The organism is Dyella sp. SG562 (genome assembly GCF_011759495.1).
GTDB classification, from domain to species: Bacteria; Pseudomonadota; Gammaproteobacteria; order Xanthomonadales; family Rhodanobacteraceae; genus Dyella_D; species Dyella_D marensis.
Genome location: NZ_JAAOYS010000004.1, coordinates 299,057 through 313,543, shown reverse-complemented (window position 1 = coordinate 313,543; position 14,487 = coordinate 299,057). Strand labels below are relative to the sequence as shown.

At 67.3% G+C, this 14,487-nt stretch carries 9 protein-coding genes; 3 read left to right on the top strand and 6 right to left on the bottom strand.

The annotated features are described in order from the left end of the window. Positions 1-36: 36 nt before the first annotated feature. Complete coding sequence (locus tag FHW84_RS10645) at positions 37-741, top strand: glutathione S-transferase (RefSeq protein ID WP_167255232.1); 705 nt, start codon at positions 37-39, stop codon at positions 739-741. 189 nt (positions 742-930) lie between these two features. Here the strand turns inward: FHW84_RS10645 and FHW84_RS10640 are convergent, their stop codons facing one another. Together FHW84_RS10640 and FHW84_RS10635 are read right to left on the bottom strand one after the other, a co-directional pair. Continuing rightward, complete coding sequence (locus FHW84_RS10640) at positions 931-1,362, bottom strand: EamA family transporter (RefSeq protein WP_167255230.1); 432 nt, start codon at positions 1,360-1,362, stop codon at positions 931-933. Between the two features lie 7 nt (positions 1,363-1,369). Beyond that, entirely contained in the window at positions 1,370-1,828 is a 459-nt protein-coding gene (locus FHW84_RS10635; protein ID WP_167255228.1) for a DUF2782 domain-containing protein, read from the bottom strand. 163 nt (positions 1,829-1,991) lie between these two features. Here FHW84_RS10635 and polA point away from each other — a divergent pair, with 163 nt between their 5' ends. Both polA and FHW84_RS10625 read left to right on the top strand, forming a co-directional pair. Further along, positions 1,992-4,721, top strand: coding sequence for a DNA polymerase I (gene polA / locus FHW84_RS10630; protein WP_167255226.1), 2,730 nt, complete (start codon positions 1,992-1,994; stop codon positions 4,719-4,721). Between the two features lie 341 nt (positions 4,722-5,062). Then, on the top strand, positions 5,063-6,097 hold the full coding sequence (locus tag FHW84_RS10625; RefSeq protein WP_167255224.1) for a LacI family DNA-binding transcriptional regulator: 1,035 nt from the start codon (positions 5,063-5,065) through the stop codon (positions 6,095-6,097). Between the two features lie 99 nt (positions 6,098-6,196). On the opposite strand, the gene FHW84_RS10620 is transcribed toward FHW84_RS10625, so the two are convergent. From FHW84_RS10620 to FHW84_RS10605, 4 genes are all read right to left on the bottom strand, one after another. Beyond that, entirely contained in the window at positions 6,197-7,705 is a 1,509-nt protein-coding gene (locus FHW84_RS10620; RefSeq protein ID WP_167255222.1) for an MFS transporter, read from the bottom strand. Next, on the bottom strand, positions 7,702-9,894 hold the full coding sequence (locus FHW84_RS10615) for a Six-hairpin glycosidase-like protein (protein WP_167255220.1): 2,193 nt from the start codon (positions 9,892-9,894) through the stop codon (positions 7,702-7,704). The genes FHW84_RS10620 and FHW84_RS10615 overlap by 4 nt, the downstream gene beginning before the upstream one ends. Positions 9,895-9,936: 42 nt before the next feature. Next, on the bottom strand, positions 9,937-11,949 hold the full coding sequence (locus tag FHW84_RS10610; RefSeq protein WP_243868061.1) for a glycoside hydrolase family 13 protein: 2,013 nt from the start codon (positions 11,947-11,949) through the stop codon (positions 9,937-9,939). 216 nt (positions 11,950-12,165) lie between these two features. Next, positions 12,166-14,457: a TIM-barrel domain-containing protein gene (locus tag FHW84_RS10605; protein ID WP_167255218.1), complete on the bottom strand. Its 2,292-nt coding sequence runs from the start codon at positions 14,455-14,457 to the stop codon at positions 12,166-12,168. Between the last annotated feature and the right edge of the window lie 30 nt (positions 14,458-14,487).

The window sequence follows — 14,487 nt, the reverse complement described above, 5'->3', positions numbered from 1 at the left end:
CCGCCTAGCGTCGGCGGTTCGCCGCAGGAGAACGCCATGCGCTATCAGCTCTATTACTGGACCGGCATCCAGGGCCGCGGCGAATTCGTGCGCCTGGCGCTGGAAGACGCCGGCGCGGATTACGCCGACGTCGCACGCGAGCAGGGCGACGACGCCATCCTGCCGTTCCTGCGCGGCGAGCGGCCCGGTGCGCGGCCGTTTGCGCCGCCGTTTCTGAAGGCGGGGCGCCTGGTCATCGCGCAGACCGCGGAAATCCTGTTCTGGCTCGGTCCTCGCCACGCGCTGGTGCCGGACAGCGAAACCGGACGCCTGTATGCGCATCAGCTGGAACTGACCATTTCCGATCTGGTGGTGGAAGCGCACGACACGCATCACCCCATCGCCAGCGGCCAGTACTACGAAGACCAGCGCCCGGCCGCGAAGCAGCGCGCGGAGGATTTCCGCAAGCACCGCATGCCGAAGTATCTGGGCTATTTCGAAGACGTGCTCGACAAGGCCGGCGGCCACTACGCAGTGGGCCGCCATTCGTACGTCGACCTGTCGCTGTTCCAGGTGATGAGCGGCCTGGCCTATGCGTTCCCGGAAGCGATGAAGCGCATGCGCAAGAAAGTACCGCTGCTGAGCGCGCTGGCCGAAAGAGTCGCCGAGCGCCCGCGCATCGCCGCCTATCTGGATTCGCCGCGGCGCATTCCCTTCAACGAGATGGGCATCTTCCGCCATTACGCCGAACTCGATGGCTGACCGTAGGTTGGGGTGAGCCGCAGGCGACTGCGAAGGCAGGATGCCGTAGCGAACATCCGCGTAGCGGATGGCCCGAAGGGCTGGCTGCTGATGCAGCCAGTAACCCCAACATCGCCACCTTGATGCGTATCGCATCGTTGGGGTTCGCCGATGGCTCACCCCAACCTACGCCGTGCGTCGACCGATGCTTCAGAAGATCGCGATCACCAGTGCGCCCGCAAGAATCAGCGCGCCGCCCAGCAGGGTCGGCCAGCTCGGCTTCTCGCCCAGCACCAGCAGCCCCAGCACGATCACGAAGGCCACGCTGAGCTTGTCGATCGGCGCCACCTTGCTCACCGGCCCCAGCTGCAGCGCGCGGTAGTAGCACAGCCACGACAGGCCGGTGGCGATGCCCGACAGCACCAGGAACAGCCAGGCCTGCCACGACAGGCCGGCGGGCCGCGCCCACTCGCTGCGCAGGCTCAGGATGCCGGCCGTCACCACCAGGATCACCACGGTGCGGATGAAAGTGGCGAGGTTGGAATTGATCCCCGCCACGCCGAGCTTGCCGAACAGTGCGGTGAGCGCGGCGAAGAACGCCGAGCCCAGCGCAAACAGCAGCCAGCTCTCGCGCAGGTTCATGCCGGGCTTAGGAGCCGCAGGAGGGCTCGCCCTCGGCCGGACGGCTCTTGCCCCACTCCAGCACCTTGTACATCACCGGTTTTACCGGCTCGCGCGGGCCGCTCTGGCTGACCTGGCTGTAGTTGCCCTTGGGGTCGACCAGGTAGATCTGCTCGGGGCCGAACTTCGGCTTCACCACCACCTGGTACAGCGAGCCGCTGCGGCGGTATTCCTGGATGGTGTTGTCGTCCTTGGTGCACTCGGTGACCTGCGGCTCGTCGGCCGGCCTGGCACCCGGCTTCGCGGACGTGGCGGGCGACTTGGGCGAGCTCTCCGCCGTGGCCGGCTTCGGCGGCTGGGTGGCCTTGACGCCCGGGTCGTTCATGCCCGGCGGCGGCGGCGCCGGCGGCAGCGACTGGGCCGACTGCGCGAACACCGGCGCGGCGGCGAAAACACCCAGGGCAATGAACAAGGCGGCAGGCTTCATATCGGATCTCCTCGCGAAGTCCCGAGCATAGCAGCGGGGCCGCGCCGCACCGTGAAGCGCGGCAACACGGCACATCGGCGCTACACTCGCGCTTCCCTTCCGGCCGGCGACCGCCCGCATGGCGCGCGGCCTGCCTTCTTCTCCCAGGCTTCCCGTGGCGTCCATGTCCAAGCTCATCCTCATCGACGGCTCTTCGTATCTCTACCGCGCCTTCCACGCGCTGCCTCCGCTGACCAATTCGCAGGGCGAGCCCACCGGCGCGCTGTTCGGCGTGGTCAACATGCTGCGCGCCACCTTGAAGGCGAGGCCCGATTACGTGGCCTTCGTCAGCGACGCGCCGGGCCCCACCTTCCGCGACGCGCTGTACGACCAGTACAAGGCCAACCGCCCGCCGATGCCGGACGAACTGCGCGCCCAGGTCGACCCGATGCTGGCCATCGTCGGCGCGCTGGGTTTTCCGATCCTGCGCGTCGACGGCGTGGAAGCGGACGACGTGATCGGCACGCTGGCCGTGCAGGCGCATGCGCGCGGCATCGAGGTGGAGATCTCCACCGGCGACAAGGACCTCGCCCAGCTGGTGCGCCCCGGCGTGACCCTGGTCAACACCATGACCAACACCACCATGGACGACGCCGGCGTCATGGAAAAATTCGGCGTGCGGCCGGAGCAGATCATCGACTACCTCACCCTGGTGGGCGACTCGGTGGACAACGTGCCCGGCGTGCCCAAGTGCGGCCCCAAGACCGCCGCCAAGTGGCTGGCCGAATACGGCTCGCTCGACGGCCTGATCGCGCAGGCCGACAAGGTGGGCGGCAAGATCGGCGAGAGCCTGCGCGCGGCGCTGCCGCAGCTACCGCTGTCGCGCGAACTGGTGACGATCCGGCTGGACGTGCCGCTGGACCGCGGCGTGGAAGAACTGCAGCTGCGCGACCGCGACACCGGCCAGCTGCGCGAGCTGTACACCCGCTACGAATTCAAGGCTGCGCTGAAGGAGATGGAAGGCGGCGAGTCCGCCGCGCCCGCACCCGCCGCTGCAGCCGTGGCGTCCACGCCGGTATCGGCGCAGCCGACCGGCGATCTCAGCGGCCCCGGCCGCTACGAACTGGTCACCACCGAAGCGCAGCTCGACGCCTGGCTGGACAAGCTGCGCACGGCCGAACTGATCGCCTTCGACACCGAGACCACCAGCATCGACGCGATGCGCGCGGAAATCGTCGGCCTGAGCCTGTCGGTGGAAACCGGCGAAGCCTGCTACGTGCCGCTGACGCACGACTATCCCGGCGCACCGCAGCAGCTGCCGCGCGACGAAGTACTGGCCAGGCTGAAACCCATCTTCGAAGACCCCGCGCGGCCTAAGCTCGGCCAGCACGCCAAGTACGACATCAACATCCTGTCGCTCTACGGCATCGTGCTGCAGGGGCTGAAGCACGATTCGATGCTGGAATCGTACGTGTGGAACGCCACCGCCACGCGCCACGACATGGATTCGCTGGCGCGCAAATACCTCGGCTACGACACCGTGAAGTACGAGGAAGTGGCCGGCAAGGGCGCCAAGCAGATTTCCTTCTCGCAGGTGGACGTGGACACCGCCTGCCGCTACGCCGCCGAAGACGCCGACGTCACCCTGCGCCTGCACCGCGCGCTGTGGCCGCTGCTGCAGACCGAGCCGAAGCTGCTCGGCGTGTACGAGAACATCGAGATCCCGCTGGTGCCGGTGCTGGCCGGCATGGAGCAGCGCGGCGTGCTGATCGACGTATCGAGCCTGCGCCTGCAAAGCCAGCAGCTGGGCAAGCGCATGCTGGAACTGCAGCAGCAGGCGTGGAAGGCCGCCGGCCACGATTTCAGCCTGGACTCGCCCAAGCAGCTGCAGAATGTGCTGTTCGACGAACTCGGCCTGCCGGCCAAGCTGCGCACGCCGACGGGGCAGCCGTCGACCAACGAGGAAGCGCTGGAAGCGATCGCCGACGAGCATCCGCTGCCGCGCCTGATCCTGGACTACCGCGGCCTGGCCAAGCTGCGCTCCACCTATACCGAGAAGCTGGCCGAGATCGTCAACCCGCGCACCGGCCGCGTGCACACCAGCTATCACCAGGGCGCGGTGGCGACGGGGCGCGTGTCGTCTTCCGATCCCAACCTGCAGAACATCCCGGTGCGCACCGAGGAAGGCCGGCGCATCCGCCAGGCCTTTATCGCGCCGCCGGGCTGGAAGGTGATGGCGGCGGACTACTCGCAGATCGAGCTGCGCATCATGGCCCACCTGTCCGGCGACGAAGGCCTGCTGCGCGCGTTCCAGGAAGGCGGCGACGTGCACCGCGCCACCGCCGCCGAAGTGTTCGGCCTGCCGCCGGAACAAGTCAGCGCCAACCAGCGCCGCGCCGCCAAGGCGATCAACTTCGGCCTGATGTACGGCATGAGCGCATTCGGCCTGGCGCGCCAGCTCGGCGTGGACCGCGGCGAAGCCAGCGACTACATGGCGCGCTACTTCGCCCGCTACCCCGGCGTGCACGCCTTCATGGACGCCACGCGCGAGCAGGCGCACCGCGACGGCTACGTCGAAACCATCTTCGGCCGCCGCCTGTACCTGGAGAACCTCAGCAACCGCAACCAGGCCCTGCGCGCCGGCGCCGAACGCGCCGCGGTGAATGCGCCGATGCAGGGCAGCGCGGCCGACATCATCAAGCGCGCCATGATCTCGGTGGCCGCGTGGCTGAAGGGCCGCGACGACGCCCACATGCTCATGCAGGTGCACGACGAACTGGTATTCGAAGTGCGCGCGGACGCGGTTGACGAGGTACGCGCCGCGGTGGTGCAGCGCATGTCCGGTGCGGCCGAATTGCGCGTGCCCTTGCTTGTGGAGGCTGGCGTCGGCGCCAACTGGGACGAGGCGCACTGAGCTTTCGCGGCATTTGGAATTTCCAAATGAACAGCCAATGAATTTTTTTCGGAAACTTGCTGCAACTTTTCCAGCCTCGGACGTTCTATAGACACGGACGTACGCAACGGCGTCCGTGGCTCACCACCTCCCTGGATGAGCCATCGGCAAGGCGGACCTTCCCCTGGGATCCGCAGCCACGCCCCGAGGGTCCCCCCCTGGCCCTCGGGGCTTTCTTTTGCCCGCGGTCTTTTCCCCGTCGTCATCCTCTTTTCCCCCTGGCGAAAAGACGGCGCAAGGCCAAAACCGCTAGCATCCCCGCCTGACCCGGCCCATGCGTCCGCCGGGCGAGGTCGCGCCACGTGCAGAAGAAAGGCAAAGCCACTTCCTTCGATATCGCCCACCTGGCGGGCGTCTCCCAGTCCACGGTGTCGCGCGCCCTGCGCGGCAGCCCGCTGGTGAGCGAGGAAACGCGGCTGCGCATCCAGGAGGCGGCCGACCAGCTCAAGTACAAGGTCGACAAGAACGCCTCCAACCTGCGCACCCGCCACTCCGGCACGCTGGCCCTGCTGCTGTTCGAGGACCCCACCGCGGACGACTCGCACATCAACCCGTTCTTCCTGTCCATGCTCGGCTCGATCACCCGCGCCTGCGCCCAGCGCGGCTACGACCTGCTGGTCTCGTTCCAGCAGCTCTCGCACGACTGGCACGCCGACTACGCCGACACTCGCAAGGCCGACGGCATCCTGCTGCTCGGCTATGGCGATTACCTGGCCTATCGCGACAAGCTGGAGAAGCTGGTGGCCCAGGGCACCCACTGCGTGCGCTGGGGCGCGGTGCTGCCGGACCAGCCGGATGTCTCGATCGGCTGCGACAATTTCCGCGGCGGGCAGGACGTCACCACGCATCTGCTGGCCCAGGGCTGCAAGCGCATCGCCTTTCTCGGCGACGCCTCCAGCCATTACCCCGAATTCTTCGACCGCTACCGCGGCTATGCCGACGTGCTGGAGAAATCCGGCCTCAGCGTCGATCCCGCGCTGCAGGTGAACGGGGAAAGCACCGAGCAGTCCGGCTACACCGCCCTGGAAACGCTGCTGGCGCGCGGCGCGCGGTTCGATGCGGTGTTCGCGGCCAGCGACCTGATCGCCATCGGCGCGATGCGTGCGCTGGCCGACCAGGGGCTGAGCATCCCGGGCGACGTTGCCGTGGCCGGCTTCGACGACATCCCCATGGCCAGCTTCGTCAATCCGCAGCTGACCACGGTGCGGCAGGACACGCGGGAGGCCGGCGAGGCGCTGGTGGATAACCTGCTGCGGTTGATTCGCGACGAGCCGGCGGAGAGCGCGATGCTGCCGGTGAGGCTGGTGGTGCGGAAATCCAGTCTGCGCGGGCGCTGACATGTAGGTTGGGGTGAGCCGCAGGCGAACCCCAACATCGCCGCCTGCCAGCTCATCGCACTGTTGGGGTTCGCCTGCGGCTCACCCCAACCTACGCCATCACGCCGCACTCGGCTCGCGCACCCGCAGCACGCACAACCCCGACACGAACAGGCTGGCCCCGCCCAGCACCAGCGCATAGATTGGCTGGCCGTGGAAGAACGCGCGCAGCAGCAAGCCCAGCACGCTGGCCGCGAGCAGCTGCGGGATCACCACGAAGAAATTGAAGATGCCCATGTACAGGCCCATCTTGTGCGCCGGCAGGTTGTCCGACAGCAGCGCGTACGGCAGCGACAGGATCGAGGCCCACGCAAAGCCCACGCCCACCATCGACAGCAGCAGCCAGCGCGGATCGTGGATCAGCAGGAAGGACAAAAAGCCCGCGCCGCCCAGCCACACGTTCACCAGGTGGCTGATGCGGATGCCCCAGCGCCGCACCATCCACGGAATCACGATTGCCGCGATCGCGGCAAAACCATTGTAGGCGGCGAACAGCACGCCCACCCAGTTGGCGCCTTCGTTATAGGCCGCCGAATGCGGATCGCTGCTGCCGTAGTGCACCTGGGTGACGCCCGCCGTGGTGTAGATCCACATCGCGAACAGCGCGAACCATGAGAACAGCTGCACCCAGGCCAGCCGGCGCATCGCCTCGGGCATGCCGAACAGGTCGCCCAGCACCTGCGCCGCCGGCCCGCGGCTGGCGGTACGGCCCAGCCATAGCAGGGCGACGCCGAACAGGCTCATGCCGCCGGTCAGCAGGAACAGCTCCTTCTCCAGGTGCAGGCTCGCCACCACCAGGGTCAGCGCCAGGCCCGCCGCCAGCCAGCGCAAGCCCCAGCGCGAGGCGGAGCGGCGATCCACCGCGGTCTCCTCGGCCGGCTCGTGCCCGAATGCGCTCAGCTGCTCCGGCGGGTATTCGCGCGTGGAGCACACCGTCCACAGCACGGAACCGAGCAGCACCGCGCCGCCGGCATAGAACGCATAGCGCACCGTGTCCGGAATGCCGCTGGCACCCGGCGCATTGCTCACGCCCAGGCGCTCCAGCATCCACGGCAGCGCCGAGGCCACCACCGCGCCCAGGCCGATAAAGAAGCTCTGCATCGCATAGCCCAGCGGACGCTGGCGCGGCGGCAGCTGGTCGCCGACGAAGGCGCGGAACGGCTCCATCGAGACATTGATCGACGCATCCAGGATCCACAGCAGCCCCGCCGCTACCCACAGCGCCGGCGCATTGGGCATCCACAGCAGGCCCAGCGTAGCCAGCACGGCGCCGACCAGGAAATACGGGCGGCGCCGGCCCAGCGGCGTCCAGGTGCGGTCGGACAGATAGCCGACGATCGGCTGCACGATCAGCCCCGACAGCGGCGCCGCCACCCACAGCATGGGGATGTCGCCCACGTCCGCGCCCAGCGTCTGGAAGATGCGGCTGACGTTGGCGTTCTGCAGCGCGAAACCGAACTGGATGCCGAGAAAGCCGAAGCACATGTTCCAGATCTGCCAGAACGACAACGCGGGTTTTGCATTCGTTCTGCTCGTCGTGGGGCTGCTCGTCGTGGGGCTGCTCGTCATGGGGCAGTGCTTCCGGGCGCCAGAGGAGCGATCAGCATATCGCCGACCTCGGCCCGGTTCAGCGGTCCGCCATCGCCGCCCTGCCCGCCGGTGTAGTGGGCGAAGTGGCTCAGGTACGACATGTTGAAGCCCGGCGCCAGCTCCACGCTGCAATGCTGGCCCTGCCTGGCCTCGAAACCGCCGCTGGTGGAACGCTGCCTGCCTGCGCTGTGCGGCAGCACCAGCACCACCGGCTGGGCCTGGGCGCCTTCGCAACTGACGGTGGCGACCTGCACGGCGGCGGTGATGCCGGTGTTGATCGGGCCATGGTCGTTGGCGTAGTCGAGCGACAGCTGGAAGCGGCCGCTCGCAGGCGCCGTCCACGTGCGCGGCCAGGCGCCGCCGATGCGTGCTTCCGCGCCCTTGCAGACGGTGGGGCTGTGCAGCGATTCGATGCCGTGCCCGTCCACCCGCGTCAGGCTGAGGCACTGCTGCGCAGCCGCGCGCTCCAGCGTGACGTCGCGCACGGCGCCGCGCCGCTCGCCGTTGACGTACAGCACCAGGTCGCCATCCGCCTGGATACGCCATTGCTTGCCATCGGCCGTAACCTTGGGCGCGGCGGGCGTGGCAGGCGCATACAGCGGCGCGTCCCGCCGCAAGGCCGACGCATCCACGCGTATCGCCTTGAGCGCCACCTCGATGCTGTTGCCCTCGCGCTTTTCGCCGCCGGCCACCAGCAGGTTGCCGTCCAGCGCCGCGGGCCGCACCAGCACGATGCGCCGGCCGCCGAGATCCAGGCTGATGCGCTGCCCGTCGCCGAACAGCAGCGGCACCAGCGCCACCGGCAGCTTCGGCGTGACCTTGCCGTCCTCGCCCAGGCCGAACACGCCCTGGATCACCATGTCCAGATACGCGCCCACCGACCACAGCTGCCGCGGCGAATCGACCACCGGCCCGCTGAGCGGGCCTTCGTCGACGTGCACCGACTGCGTGGCCAGCTCGAAGTTTTCCATGTTCGATCCGGCCAGCGCGGCACCGCGCATCAGCGAGCGCAGCTCGTGCTCGATGCGCGCCGGATCGTTCACCAGGCGCGCCGCGCGCAGCGCGTACTCGCTGACGAAGGGCCAGATCGCGCGGTTGTGATAGATCGGCTGGTCCTTGCGCTCCGGCCAGATCACCGGGCTGCCGGCCTCCCAGGTTGGATAGGCAGCCAGGGCCTCGCGCGCACGCACGGGGTCCGCCACGCCGCTGGTGATCGCCAGCGAAAGACCCAGCATATCGTAGGCTTCGTACGGCACCGGATGATCCGCGCCGCCGATGTAGCTCATGTACATGTGGCGATCGGCGCGCCAGAAGTGCGCATTGATCGCCTGCTTCAAGGCGTCCGCCTGGGTTTCGTACGCGGCGGCCGATTCGCCGCGCCGCGGCGCGAGCTTCGCCGCCAGGCGCAGCGCTTCGTAATGCAGCACATTGGTGGACAGCGAGAACGACTGGCCGATAAAGGCTACGTTGTTCTTCGTCCACTCCGGATAGGTCTGCTCGCGCCAGTCGAGAAAGGACGTCTCGCCGCGATACAGCCCGAACGATTCATCGAACGCATAGCGCCGATCCTGCGCCAGCGTATCCAGCAGCGCGCGCCAGGTTTCGTCGGCGAAGGCCGCATCGTCCAGCAGATGCCGCGCGCCGAGGAACCACACCACGCGGTCCGTGCTGATCGGCCAGCTGCCGCCGGAACCGGTGTCCTGCATCGCATACAGCCCGTTCGGCACGCCTGGCGCGCGCACGTCGGAAAGCTTGAAACGCAACGAAGCTTTCGCGCGCTGCGGATCCAGCCGCCACAGCGACAGATCCACCGCGTACGAGAGATCGCGCGTCCACACGTAATGCCACTTCTCGCCGGTCTCGAAGCAAGCGCAGGGAATCGCCTGGCCGTGGTCGAAGGCGTCGTCGCGGATCGCCTGCACCGAATCCAGCCGCAGATCGTCCTGCGCCATCGCGAACAGGCCGTCGAACAGCGGACTGGCAGTGTGCGAAACCAGCTTCTGTGCGCCGATGCGGCGCTGGCCGAACGGGCCGTGCAGCATGTAGCTGCCGTCGGAGGCGGTCGTGACGACCGCCTCCTTGTCCTGCCAGTCCAGCTTGTCGCGCCAGCTGTCCGCCGCTCCCGGGCCGGCGGCGAGCATGCCGGCCAGGAGTGCCACCGTCAGCACGCGAACACCTTGCGCTTGCTCTGCATCGTCATCTGCCTCTGGTCATTGCGCGAGGATCGCGCCGTAGTGTCCATTGACGGACACCACTACGTTGCCGCCGCTCACCGTGTACGTGTTGCCGCTCAGCAGGTCGGTGACGGCGCTCCCGTTCGCCATGCTGAGCTGCCAAACCGGAACGGTGACCGAATGGGCGCTGCTGTCATTGTTAAGCGCCACCGCGATGCGATGGCTGGCATCGAAGCGGCCGTAGGCATAAAGCTTGTTGCCGTCGTCCGTAAGCAGGCTCATGAACGACCCCGTGCGCAGCGCCGCGTACTGGTTGCGGATGGCGATCAGCTTCTGCGTCAGCGCCACCGCCGCATTGGTCGTGGTGCCTTGCGTCCAATCGAAGGTGCGGCGGTTGTCCGGATCGTTGCCGCCCTGCATGCCGTACTCGTCGCCATAGTAGATCGTCGGCGTGCCCACGTAGGTCATCTGGAAGATCAGCGCCAGATAGGTTTTCCAGATATCGCCGCCGGCGCGCTGGCCGAAGCGCTGGATATCGTGGCTGCTGAGGAAGTTGGCCATGGTCTGCTGCACGTTGCCGGGATAATTGGCGCGCGTGCCGTGCAGCCAGCTGTCGAACTGGCTCGACGGAATGCTGGCGGCATTGCCGCTGTAATCCTGGCCGGTGATCCACTCCGACACCGGCTGCGTGAAGCCGTCATAGTTCAGTGCGCTGTCCCATTCCTTGCCGTTGCCGGTCCACGGGTTGGCATTGCCCCAGAACTCGCCCAGGATCTCGGCGTTCGCATTCACCGATTTCACCGCCGTGCGCAGTTCAGCCATGATCTGGTGGTTGGTGGCGTCGCTGCCGTTGTTGCCGCCGGCGTCGATGTACTGCGGCGCATCCAGGCGCCAGCCGTCGATGCCGTAGGGCGAAGCGAGCCAGGTCTTCACCACCGAGGTCGAGCTGCCATAGATCTGGTTGCGCACCGCCGACCCGCTGGCGGCGTAATCCAGCTTGGGCATGGTCGAGTAGCCATAGAAGCTGGAATACGTGTTCGGCCATTGCTGGAACGTGTAATAGCCGTACCACTGGCTCGACGTCGACTCGTACGCGCCCTGCGTGCTCCACCAGTTGTAGCGGTCGAACCACTGGCTGGTATCGCCGGTGTGGTTGAACACGCCGTCGAGCATCACATAGCCCTTCGGGCCGTTGCTGCTGGAGTGCACGTCGGCGATCAGTGTCTGCAAGGTGGTGTTGCTGCCGAAGGCCGGATCGACGTGGTAGTAGTCCTCGGTGTCGTACTTGTGATTGGTGGGCGAGGTGAACACCGGGTTGAGGTAGACGATGTTCGCGCCCAGCGTCTGCTTGATATAGCCCAGCTTCTGGTCCACGCCGGCCAGGTCGCCGCCGAAGAACACCAGGTTGTTGGAGCCGCTGCCGGTGGCGAACACGCTGCCGCCCCAGGCCACTTTCTGCGTGGACTGCTCGCCGTAGGTGTACTGGCCGGTCTGCACGTCGTTGCTGGTGTCGCCGTTGTAGAAGCGGTCCGGGAAGATCTGGTAGATCACGCCGTTCTTCATCCAGTCCGGCGTCTTGAAGCCCGGGATCAGATAGAAGTCGCCGGAGGATGGCTCGCTGCTGCTGGTGCCGGCCGCGTTGTACCAGGCGGTGGAACTGCCGTCGTTGAGCTGGAAGCGGTAGTACTTCTCGGACGAGCTGGCCGGCACGGTGCCCTGCCAGTAGTCGAAGGTGCCGGTGGCATCGTTCGATGCCCAGTGCATCGCCACCCAGTGGAACGCGCCGTCCGCGCTGTCGTAGTACTTGATGTTGGCGCTGGTGATGTCGCCCTTGTAGGTGCGGAAGCTGAGCGTGACGGTCTGCGCGGCCGTCGGCTCGGGGTGGTCGATAAACAGCGGACCCTGGTCGTGGAACAGGCCGGCCCATTCGACATTGTTGTCGTTGCTGGCCGCCTGCGCTGCCATGGGCAGCGCGAGGATGGCGCTGGCCAGGGCGGACAGCGCAAGGCCGCGTGCGGAACGGTGCATCGCTACGATCGAACGCATCATGTTGCCCCTCTCATCGGTGGATGGAACAACCCCCTTTCACCTACGGCTGTGCCTGATCCAGGCCGGTCGCCGATAGCCCGTCATCCCGGCGCAGGCCGGGATCCAGTGGCGACGAGGTTCGTTACTGCCTTATCGCCACCGGGGTAAAGCCTTGATACGCGCTCGCCGAACCAGGCGTTTCCGCTACTGGATCCCGGCCTGCGCCGGGATGACGGGCTAGATGTGCGGCGCTGCCAGCGTGATGTGTGCGCTTTGCCCTGCCCGCACGCGCACCCAGGTGACAGGCCCGAAGCGGTCGCTGCCGCGCGCCCATGCAGCGCCTTCTTGTGCGTGCAAGGCGCGCTCGTCCGTTACTTGCAGCAATGCCTTGCCGTCTTCATTCACGGCGCCTGCGGCGATGCCATGCACCTTCACCAGATACCAGCCCAGCGCGGGCTTGAAGCTTCCTTCCGGCACGGCGGTTTCAAAACTCACGCCTCGATCCGCACGCTGCACCGCCAGCGTCTGCAGGAAGTATTCGCCCTGCTCGTAGCCGTAGGTTGCACCGTCATCGTCGTAGTAAGGAAAGCTGGTGCGCTGCGCGGACGGAAACACTTCCAGCTCCACTTCGCGCAGCGGCCGCTGACCCACGTAATCCTCCGGCGCCTGCATCGGCACGATGGCGCCCTCGCGCACGAACAGCGGCAGGTCCGACCAGGTCTTCGCATCGAGTGCGTAATGGATCTTCTGCCCGCCGTCACAGGCCTTGCCGCTGGCGTAGTCGAACCAGCGCCCGGCCGGCAGATAGATGTCCTTCGATGCCTGGCCCTGCTCCACCACCGGCGAGGCCAGCAGATAGTCGCCGAACATCCACGCGTCCACGTCCTCACGCACGTTCGCATCGTCCGGCCAGCCGAACAGCAGCGGCCGCACCAGGCCGACGCCGGTAACGCGGCGCTGGTATTCGTAGCTGTAGATATAGGGCAGCAGCGCATAGCGCAGGCGGATCGCCGCGGCCGCGGCCCGCTCCGCCACCGGCCCGTAGACCCAGGGCTGGCGCTTGATGCCCAGCTCGCCATGCACGCGGAAGATCGGCGTGAACGCGCCGAACTGGATCCAGCGCGCGTAGTTCTCCGGCGTCAGCCCGCCCGTTACCGGATCGGCCTGCTTGCCGCTTTTCTGGAAACCGCCGCCGTCCATGCCCCATTGCATGGCGCCCGCATTGATCGCGCTGAGCATGCGCTGGCGCTGCGCCTTCATGCTGGCGAAGCCGGTGGCGATATCGCCGGACCACAGCCCATAGGCGTAGCGCTGCGCGCCGAGATAGAAGTTGCGGTTGATCGACCACACGCGCTGCCGGCTGTAGGCGCGCTGGCCGTCGTACAGCGCGCGCTGCATGTTGAGGAACTGCGTGTCGCTGTCCAGCGTGTCCGCCTCGTCGTTCCACCAGCCGGCCATGCCGGTATCGAAGGCGTGCTTCAAGGTGTCGTTGAAGAACCAGGTGCGCGCCGCGGGCTGGTCGAAGTCCAGGTCGCGCACGGTCTTGTGCGAGAAATAATCCGGCGCCGGCTTGCTCTTCGCCGACCACAGGCCGTGCTCGGTGGCATAGCGGCCTTCGGCCGTATCCACATGCAGGCGCGGCTTCATGATGCCGGTCAGGTGCATGCCCTTCGCCTCGAGCGCCGTCTTCAGGCTGCCGTCGGCGCCGCCGGGAAACTTGTCGGGATTCCAGCGGAACTCGCCGTACTGATCCGCGCCCCAGGCCTTCCAGTCGAAGTCCAGGGTGAAGTTGTCGAGCGGGATGTGCCTGTCGCGATACGTATCCACCAGCTGCAGCAGCTCCTGCTGGTCGATGCCCCACTGGCTGTTGGTAAAGCCCATCGCCCATTTCGGAAACAGCGGCGAAGGTCCGCTCACCCGCGCCAGCGCGGCGAACAAGGCCTTAGGTTGGCCAAGGAACACGTAGACCGTGCGGATCGGCTGCTGTTTGCGGCCACGTACGCGAAGCTCCCCGCCGTCGAGCGCGAAGTTCGCACCTTCCGCGTCCGCCAGCAGGCCGTAGCCGGCCGTGCTCCACACGAACGGGGCGCCGGCAAAGCCTTGCTCGCCCGCCTTGGCCACCTGCTTGCCGGCACGCTGCAGGCCGCCGTCCGCGCGCTCGAACGCGCCATAGCCGCGGATGCCGTACAACGGATCGGCCGCGGCATGGCGCGCCCGCACTTCGCCGCGGCCCAGCGCGGCGAGATCGACGCTGAGCAGCTCATGGCCATCGCGCAGCGCCACCAGGGCGCCATCGCGCAGCACCCAGTGCGCGGCCCGGCTGGCATCGCTGCCGGCCGGCGCCTTGTCGTCGAGTGCTGGATCGATCACCAGCGTGGGCGTGGGCTTGGCGCCATCGTTCGGCAGAAAGGCAATCCTGGCGATATCGGGCGCGAGGTAATGCACGGTCACGGAGCCCTGCGCCAGCTGCAGCGAAGCCGGCGCCGGCGGCTGTCCTGCCGCGTCCGTGGGTTCCGCCGCCGCCGTCATCGCGAACGCTCCGAGCAAAGCGAAAACCAC

Bases quoted from the DNA above. Each gene is read 5' to 3' on its own strand.
- polA (WP_167255226.1), top strand. From the start codon at position 1,992: ATGTCCAAGCTCATCCTCATCGACGGCTCTTCGTATCTCTACCGCGCC.
- FHW84_RS10610 (WP_243868061.1), bottom strand. From the start codon at position 11,949: ATGATGCGTTCGATCGTAGCGATGCACCGTTCCGCACGCGGCCTTGCG.
- FHW84_RS10645 (WP_167255232.1), top strand. From the start codon at position 37: ATGCGCTATCAGCTCTATTACTGGACCGGCATCCAGGGCCGCGGCGAA.
- FHW84_RS10605 (WP_167255218.1), bottom strand. From the start codon at position 14,457: ATGACGGCGGCGGCGGAACCCACGGACGCGGCAGGACAGCCGCCGGCG.
- FHW84_RS10620 (WP_167255222.1), bottom strand. From the start codon at position 7,705: ATGACGAGCAGCCCCACGACGAGCAGCCCCACGACGAGCAGAACGAAT.
- FHW84_RS10640 (WP_167255230.1), bottom strand. From the start codon at position 1,362: ATGAACCTGCGCGAGAGCTGGCTGCTGTTTGCGCTGGGCTCGGCGTTC.
- FHW84_RS10635 (WP_167255228.1), bottom strand. From the start codon at position 1,828: ATGAAGCCTGCCGCCTTGTTCATTGCCCTGGGTGTTTTCGCCGCCGCG.